Genomic DNA, 7,386 nt, shown 5'->3' with positions numbered 1-7,386 from the left:
CGATGCGGTGCTTGCGCTCCTTGAGCTCGACCTCGGTGGCCGCGCCGACCTTGATGACCGCAACGCCGCCGGCCAGCTTGGCCAGGCGCTCCTGCAGCTTCTCGCGGTCGTAGTCGGAGTCGGACTTCTCGATCTCGGCGCGGATCTGGTTGACCCGGCCCTCGATCTGGCCCTGGTCGCCAGCGCCCTCGACGATGGTGGTCTCGTCCTTGGTGATGACGACCTTACGGGCCTGGCCCAGGAGCTCGATGCCAGCGGACTCGAGCTTGAGGCCGACCTCCTCGGAGATGACCTGGCCGCCCGTGAGGATGGCGATGTCCTGCAGCATGGCCTTGCGGCGGTCACCGAAGCCGGGAGCCTTGACGGCGACCGACTTGAAGGTGCCCTTGATCTTGTTGACGACCAGGGTCGACAGCGCTTCGCCGTCGACGTCCTCGGCGATGATCAGCAGGGGCTTGCCGGACTGCATGACCTTCTCCAGCAGCGGCAGGAGGTCCTTGACCGTGGAGACCTTGGAGTTGGCGATCAGGATGTAGGGGTCCTCCAGGACCGCTTCCATCCGCTCGAGGTCGGTGGCGAAGTAGGCCGAGATGTAGCCCTTGTCGAAGCGCATGCCCTCGGTCAGCTCGAGGTCGATGCCGAACGTGTTCGACTCCTCGACCGTGATGACACCTTCCTTGCCGACCTTGTCCATCGCCTCGGCGATGGCGTCACCGACGGTGGTGTCGCCACCGGCGGAGATGGTGGCGGTGGCCGCGATCTGCTCGCGCGTCTCCACCTCCTTGGCCATGGAGAGCAGCTGCTCGGACAGGGCCGCGACAGCGGCCTCGATCCCGCGCTTGAGGCCCATCGGGTTGGCACCCGCGGCGACGTTGCGCAGACCTTCGCGCACCATGGCCTGGGCGAGGACGGTGGCCGTCGTCGTGCCGTCTCCGGCGACGTCGTCGGTCTTCTTCGCGACCTCCTTGACCAGCTCGGCGCCGATCTTCTCGTAGGGGTCCTCGAGCTCGATCTCCTTGGCGATCGAGACACCGTCGTTGGTGATCGTGGGGGCGCCCCACTTCTTCTCCAGGACGACATTGCGGCCCTTGGGGCCGAGGGTCACCTTCACGGCGTCGGCGAGAATGTTCATTCCCCGCTCGAGGCCGCGGCGGGCTTCCTCATTGAAAGCAATCAACTTTGCCATAACTCGTGAGCTTCCTTCGTCATGAGTCGAGTCTGTGTACGGCGCCGGGTGGGCTGCCCGCGACGGACGATCCCCAGCCTCCGACGGACCCTTCCCGTCGGCGCCGACAACCTCAGCGTCACCTTGGCCGTGTTGTCACTCTCATGCTGAGAGTGCCAGCCTCATGTTTAGCACTCGACCCCGGAGAGTGCAAACAACTGGGCCGCGGCGAGATCGATCGCAAGAGGGCTCAGGAGGAGCAGAGACGAGCCGCGATCAGGTCGGCGAAGGGCCCGGCGTTGGCGGGCAGCACGTCGAGATAGAGCCCCGGCTCGATGAGCTCGAGCTCGGAGACGACCCACACGTCGTCGTAGTGCAGGAGGTCCACGCGGACGTAGTCGAGCTCGCGCCCGAAGCGCTGGGTCAGCCACTCGTTGGCAGTCAGGGCCACGGTCGCGATCGACGGGTCGATCGGCACCGGTCGCGTTGCGCCGCCGAACTCCTCGTGCACCCGGACCTCGTCGCCGACGGGCAGCTTGTCGACCTGGGAGATCACGCGCCCGGCGAGCACGAACACCGACACCTCGCCGCGGGTGCGCACCGACTCCACGAGCGGTTGCGCGATCCAGGGGCCGCCGACGGGTGGGTACGTCGGATGGCTGCGCAGGGTCTGGCCGAGCCGGCTGTCGAGGGGGTCGGTCACGATGATCAGTCCGGCCCCACCGGCACTGACGCGCGGCTTGATGACGCAGGTGCCGAACTCGGTGATCGCGCGGGCGAACCCGGCATGACTGGCCGCGAGTCGGGTGGGCACCGTCGGCAGCGGTTCCAGATCGGTGAGGTAGGCCTTGTCGTGGTTCCACTGGAAGACGTCGGCACCGTTGAGCAGTCGCGACTGGTCGAGCGAGCGCGTCCAGGCCAGGAACTCGTCGGCCCGCACGGCGTAGTCCCACGTCGCGCGGATCGCGACGAGCGAGGCTGCGGCCCAGTCGACCGACGGGTCGTCCCACACCGCCCAGTCGAAGTCGATGCCGCGGGCGGTCAGCGCCCGGTTGAGCGCCTCGCAGCCGGGCTCGCCCTCCGGCATGCCGGCGAAGGTGGCCAGCAGGACGGTCACGACGAGTCCGCCGGGTTGTCGTTGCTGCCGTGGAAGGTGTGCGCCGCCGTGTCGCGGTTGCTGCCCTCGACGTTGTCGCCCTTCTCGATGACCACGAGGTTGTGGTAGCAGTGCACGGCTTTCACATGCTTGTCGAGGTAGCTGGCCTGGTAGCCCTCGACGAGGAACTCCTCGTGGTTCAGACCGTCGATCAGGTCCTTGACCAGGTCCATCGACGTGCCGCTCGCCCGGGGGTCGACGGCACCGCCCCACGCCGGCCAGTAGGAGGTCTGGATGTCCTCGATGCAGTAGATCGCGCCGTCGGGAAGAAGCGGGAACAGGATGGCGAAGCTCGCCCGCACGTGTTCGGGGATGTGGCTGCCGTCGTCGATCACGACCAGCGGCGCACCCTCCTCGTCGATGATGCGCTGCAGGATCCCGGGGTCGGTCTGGTCGCCGAGGTAGGTCGCGATGTGGCCACCGTCGAGGAACGACTTGTCCTCGATGTCGAGGCCGATGATGCGAGCCCTCGGGAAGAACCACCGCCACATCTTCAACGAGGCGCCGCTGCGCCGCTTGCGGGTGTAGCCGCCGATGCCGATCTCGAGCAGCACGAACTTCTCGCCGCGCAGGTGCTCGAGGTGGCGCTGGTAGTGCGGGGTGTAGCGGTGGACGCCCCACTTGTCGGTGCCGAACTCCACCGCCAGCTCGGTCAGGTCGAGCGACATCAGCCGTTGGCGCCGCTCCACCTTCGGGTCGAGAGCCGGAGCGGCGGGCACAGCCAGGGGCTCGGCCCCCGGCCGGAGTCGGCCAGCCGCGCGGCGTACGACGGAGGCGGCGGAGCGGACGAGAGTCACGCCGGAACCCTAGCCCCGCGCGGCGTCAGCCCAGCGCCAGGCTCGAGGCGATCAGGATCATCACGACGCCGATCAGCACGTCGAGCACCCGCCACGCCGTCGGCTTCGCGAAGAGCGGCGCGAGCATGCGGGCGCCGTAACCCAGCCCGAAGAACCAGGCGAAGCTGCCCAGGGCGGCACCCACCGCGAACACCCAGCGGCCGTCGTCGCCGTGCTGGTTGGCGATCGAGCCGAGCAGCAGGACGGTGTCGAGATACACGTGCGGGTTGAGGAACGTCAGGGCGGCCGCGGTGGTCAGCGCGGCCCTGAGCGACGCCCCTGTCCCCGACTCTCCGACGCGGAGTGCATCGGGGTGGACGGCGCGACGCAGCGCGAGCACGGCATAGCAGAGCAGGAAGGCCACCCCGCCCCACCTGACCACGTCGAGCACGACGGGTGCGCGCTCGACGAGCGTGCCGATCCCGAGGACGCCGGCCCCGATCAGGAGGGCATCGGCGAGCGAGCACAGCAGCGCGACCGGGCCGACGTGCTCGCGGCGGATGCCCTGGCGGAGCACGAACGCGTTCTGCGCGCCGATGGCGACGATCAGCGACACGCCGGTGCCGAGACCGGCGAGCAGGGTGGTGAGCACGGCGACACGCTAGTGGTCACGGCGCACCGCCGGGCGACACCGGGCGCTACAACGCCGTCGGGGCGTGGTGGCCGAACGGCACGTCCTCGGCATACCCCAGCGCCGCCAGCACCGAGGGCAGCATCGCCCTGGCCGTGCGCTTGTAGCCGTGCGTGCTCGGGTGGAACCGGTCGAGGCTGAACATCTCGTCGGGGTTGGTGATGAAGAACGGCCCCACCACATGCGCCAGCGACACCGCCCGCGCGCCGTGGCTCAGGGCCGCCTCGCGCTGCGCCTCGGCCAACTGGCGCGAGGCTCGCGAGCCCAGTGCGCGCAACGGCTGGGGCACCGGTCGCAGCGCCCCCAGGTCGGGGCACGTGCCGACCACCACCTGTGCCCCGAGCCCCTGGAGTGCGGTGATCGCCTCGGTCAGGTGCCGGATCGAGTCGGATGTCGGGATCCGGTGCGTGACGTCGTTGCCACCGACGACGATGACGGCGACGTGGGGGCGGTACGCCGACGGCAGCCCCTCGATCTGGCTCGCCAGCACGCTCGACTCCGAACCCACGACCGCGGCCGTCCGCAGCCGCACCGAGCGCCCGGTCCGCTTCGCGACGCGCCTGGCCAGCCCCCCGCCCAGCGTGTGCTTGGGATGGTCCGCCCCGAGACCGGCGGCGATCGAGTCGCCGAGCAGCACCAGGTCGAGCGCTTCGCCGTACCTCTTCTTGTAGGTCCTGTCCGCGCTGGGGGCGACGTGACCGAGCGGGTCGCCGATCCGGCTCCGCGCGATGGCCGCCTGCCGGGTCAGCAGCTCCTTGGTCGTGTACGCCGCACCACCGGCGACCGCTCCCAGCGCTCCGGCGCCGATCCCCCACCGCACGAGCGCCCTGGTCCTCATGGGGTGGTTCAACCACATCCGGACCAACGCAGTGCCACATCGAGGTGGCCGTGGGCCGAACGGGTCAGGCGCCCTGGTGGCGCGTACTCACGCGCGAAGCTCGCATCGGGTCCACCATGAGTCCATGGACACCATCGAACAACGCCCGGTCAGCAGCGATCACTACCGCTGGCTGCGCCGCGAGCTCGCCGACTGGCAGGCGGAGGGCATCGTCGATGCGGGGACGGCGCAGGCCATCACCGCCCGCTACCTCGAGGTCGGCGACCGGCACCGCCGCTTCTCGCTCGGTCGCATCCTGCTCCTCCTGGGGGCCGCCTTCGTGGGGGTGGGCCTGATCTGGCTGGTGGCTGCCAACCTCGACCAGCTCCCGCCGCTGCTGCGCTTCGTCGCCGTCGCCGCCATCTGGCTGGCGCTGATCGCGGCCGCGGAGCTGTCGCGGGTCACGGGCGCCGTACGCGGCTCGCTGCGGCTGATGGCGGCGCTGGCCCTCGGCGCGGTGATCTTCCAGGCCGCGCAGTCCATGCAGGTGCCCGCCTACTCCCCCGCCCTGATCGGGCTCTGGGCCGCTGGTGCGCTCGCTCACGCCTACGGCTTCCGGGCGCTGATGCCCCTGGTCGTCGGCGTCGCCACCGGCGTCGTGTGGTGGATCTGGCAGCCCCTGTGGGACAACGGCAGCGTCTCCGGCGCGGTCGTCGGGTTCGGTACGTCGGGGGTCGCCGCCATCTCCCTGGCCGTGATCCACGACCGCGGACTGACCCGGTTCGGCCAGGTCTGGCGCTCGGTCGGAGCCCTGCTCGCCATGATCAGCCTGTTCGTCGCCGCCGTGCCCTACACGACCACCGACGGGTTCGAGTGGAACAGGTGGCTGCTCATCGCGCTGGTCCTGGCGGGCGTGGCCGCCGGCCTCGCGGTGGTGATCGCTCGCGGTCGGGCTCGCCTCGAACCGCTCGTCGCCATCGGCGTGCTCGGTGTCGCGGGCCTGATGGTCCTGTGGGACACCGGCACCGACACCGCGCACGTCGACCTCGCGGACTGGGCGCACGCCGCCGCCGGGGTGGTCGCCTTCGTCGCTCTCGCGGTCGCCCTGGTCGCCCTCGGCACCCTGCGCGACAACCCGGTGCTGACCGTGATCGCCATGGTCGGGCTCGTCATCTTCACGACGTTCCAGAGCTTCGCGGTGTTCGCTGCGATCGTGCAGGGAGCGTGGCTGTTCATCGTCCTCGGCCTGATCTTCGTCGCCACCGGCTTCCTCTTCGACCGGGCCAGGCGGGGCATCGCCGCCTCACTCACGGACGCCGACCAGGAAGGAGCAGCACGATGAACAGGCTCATCACCCTCGCGGCCGTGGTGGCCGTCCAGGCGGGACTCGTCGCCGTGGCCGTCGCCCCCCAGCTCTCCGCGCGCCTCACCGGCGACACCTACCAGCTGCGGGTCGCACCCCTGGATCCGATCGACCCGTTCCGCGGTGCCTACGTCATGTTGGACTACCCCGATCTCCAGCGGGACCAGCAGCCCGACGGCGACGACAGCGGCCCGCTCTACATCACGCTCGTCGAGGACGACGGCTTCATGGTCGCCGACGACTTCCTGCGCGAGCGCCCCTCGGGCGACCAGCCCTACCTCGCGTGCCACGACCGGAGCTTCCAGGTCGACTGCGGGATCGAGAGCCTCTTCCTGCCGCAGGACGACGCTGCCGCGATGCAGGACGTGCTGCGTGACGGCGCGGTCGCCGAGGTGAGGATCGACGGTCGGGGCCACGCCGCCCTCATCGACGTACGCGCTGCGTCGTGATCAGGAACGGACCAGGCTGACCGCGTAGTAGCTCTCCTCGTCGAGGGCGAGCTCCTCCGGGTCGATGGTGATCGACTTCGGGACTCCGCGCGGCGTGTAGGTCACCTCGACCCGGTCAGCGGTCGCGTGGGCCTCGCGGATCATCAGGTACAGGTCGTCCATCGAGTAGCCGCGACCGAGCCCGAGCCGGCGTCCGCCCTGCAGCACCTTGCGCACTTCGCCGTTGCGGACGACCGTGCGCACCCGCGGCTCGGGCGGGCAGAAGCAGGTCAGCCTCACGGTGGTGGTGTAGTCGTCGATGCCCTTGTCGTCCCACGCCTGCCAGGCCGCGAGCAGCGTCGGATCGTCCGTGGGCACGGGCTCGAAGACGTCTTGGGCGTACGCCGCAGTCGGCATCAGCAGCAGGAGCGCGAGGGTCGGCAACAGGGCACGCGTCACGGTCGTCTTGGGAGTCATGCTCGGTTGGACGTGCACCTGCGACGAGCGGTTGCCTCAGGCGCCGCCCGCGACCGCGGGGATCACCGAGATCTGGATGCCGTCCGGCGTCGCGGTGTCGAGGTTGTCCAGGAAACGCACATCCTCGTTGCCGACGTAGACGTTGACGAAGCGGCGCAGGTTGCCCGCCTCGTCGAGGACCCGACCCTTGATGCCGGTGAAGTTGGCGTCGAGGTCGTCGAGCACGGCGGCGAGGGTGTCGCCGCTGGCGCTCACCTCGGACTCACCGTTGGTGTAGGTGCGCAGGATGGTCGGGATACGGACCGAGACGCTCATGGATGTCTCCTAGACGAGATTGGCGGCGGTGAAGGCGGAGTAGGTCGGCTCGATGGTGGCCGCCGCGCTGACCCGGTCGGAGACCGCGTCGAGCGTCTTGAGGCCGTGGCCGGTGTTGATGACCACCGTCTCCAGTGAGGTGTCGAGCTGACCTGTGTCGACGAGCTTCTTCAGGACGCCCACGGTGGTGCCACCGGC

At 69.8% G+C, this 7,386-nt stretch carries 9 protein-coding genes and 1 pseudogene; 2 read left to right on the top strand and 8 right to left on the bottom strand.

All coding sequences use genetic code 11. The features are described from left to right. From groL to RMO85_RS03015, 5 genes are all read right to left on the bottom strand, one after another. A partial coding sequence (groL, locus tag RMO85_RS03035; protein WP_310526386.1) for a chaperonin GroEL occupies positions 1–1,186 on the bottom strand: 1,186 nt, incomplete at its 3' end. Between the two features lie 229 nt (positions 1,187–1,415). Beyond that, positions 1,416–2,282: a hypothetical protein gene (locus RMO85_RS03030; protein ID WP_310526385.1), complete on the bottom strand. Its 867-nt coding sequence runs from the start codon at positions 2,280–2,282 to the stop codon at positions 1,416–1,418. Next, on the bottom strand, positions 2,279–3,118 hold the full coding sequence (locus RMO85_RS03025) for a hypothetical protein (protein WP_310526384.1): 840 nt from the start codon (positions 3,116–3,118) through the stop codon (positions 2,279–2,281). The genes RMO85_RS03030 and RMO85_RS03025 overlap by 4 nt, the downstream gene beginning before the upstream one ends. Before the next feature lie 25 nt (positions 3,119–3,143). After that, positions 3,144–3,749: a LysE/ArgO family amino acid transporter gene (locus RMO85_RS03020; RefSeq protein ID WP_310526383.1), complete on the bottom strand. Its 606-nt coding sequence runs from the start codon at positions 3,747–3,749 to the stop codon at positions 3,144–3,146. A gap of 46 nt (positions 3,750–3,795) precedes the next feature. Further along, positions 3,796–4,626, bottom strand: coding sequence for an SGNH/GDSL hydrolase family protein (locus RMO85_RS03015; protein ID WP_310526382.1), 831 nt, complete (start codon positions 4,624–4,626; stop codon positions 3,796–3,798). A gap of 124 nt (positions 4,627–4,750) precedes the next feature. Between RMO85_RS03015 and RMO85_RS03010 the strand changes: the two genes are divergently transcribed. After that, positions 4,751–5,947: a DUF2157 domain-containing protein gene (locus tag RMO85_RS03010; RefSeq protein ID WP_310526381.1), complete on the top strand. Its 1,197-nt coding sequence runs from the start codon at positions 4,751–4,753 to the stop codon at positions 5,945–5,947. After that, a complete protein-coding gene (locus tag RMO85_RS03005) occupies positions 5,944–6,417 on the top strand; it encodes a GDYXXLXY domain-containing protein (protein WP_310526380.1) in 474 nt (157 codons plus the stop codon). Before RMO85_RS03010 ends, RMO85_RS03005 begins: the two co-directional genes overlap by 4 nt. On the opposite strand, the gene RMO85_RS03000 is transcribed toward RMO85_RS03005, so the two are convergent. From RMO85_RS03000 to RMO85_RS02990, 3 genes and pseudogenes are all read right to left on the bottom strand, one after another. After that, a complete protein-coding gene (locus tag RMO85_RS03000; RefSeq protein ID WP_310526379.1) occupies positions 6,418–6,873 on the bottom strand; it encodes a DUF6174 domain-containing protein in 456 nt (151 codons plus the stop codon). 36 nt (positions 6,874–6,909) lie between these two features. Further along, positions 6,910–7,188: a MoaD/ThiS family protein gene (locus tag RMO85_RS02995; RefSeq protein ID WP_310526378.1), complete on the bottom strand. Its 279-nt coding sequence runs from the start codon at positions 7,186–7,188 to the stop codon at positions 6,910–6,912. Positions 7,189–7,197: 9 nt separating this feature from the next. Next, a pseudogene (locus RMO85_RS02990) lies at positions 7,198–7,386 on the bottom strand (threonine synthase); the annotation flags it as partial.

Origin of the sequence: Nocardioides sp., from assembly GCF_031422975.1 — a bacterium.
Classification (GTDB): Bacteria; Actinomycetota; Actinomycetes; order Propionibacteriales; family Nocardioidaceae; genus Nocardioides.
The sequence above is the reverse complement of the archived record's forward strand: the minus strand, read 5'-3'. Positions and strand labels throughout refer to the sequence as shown.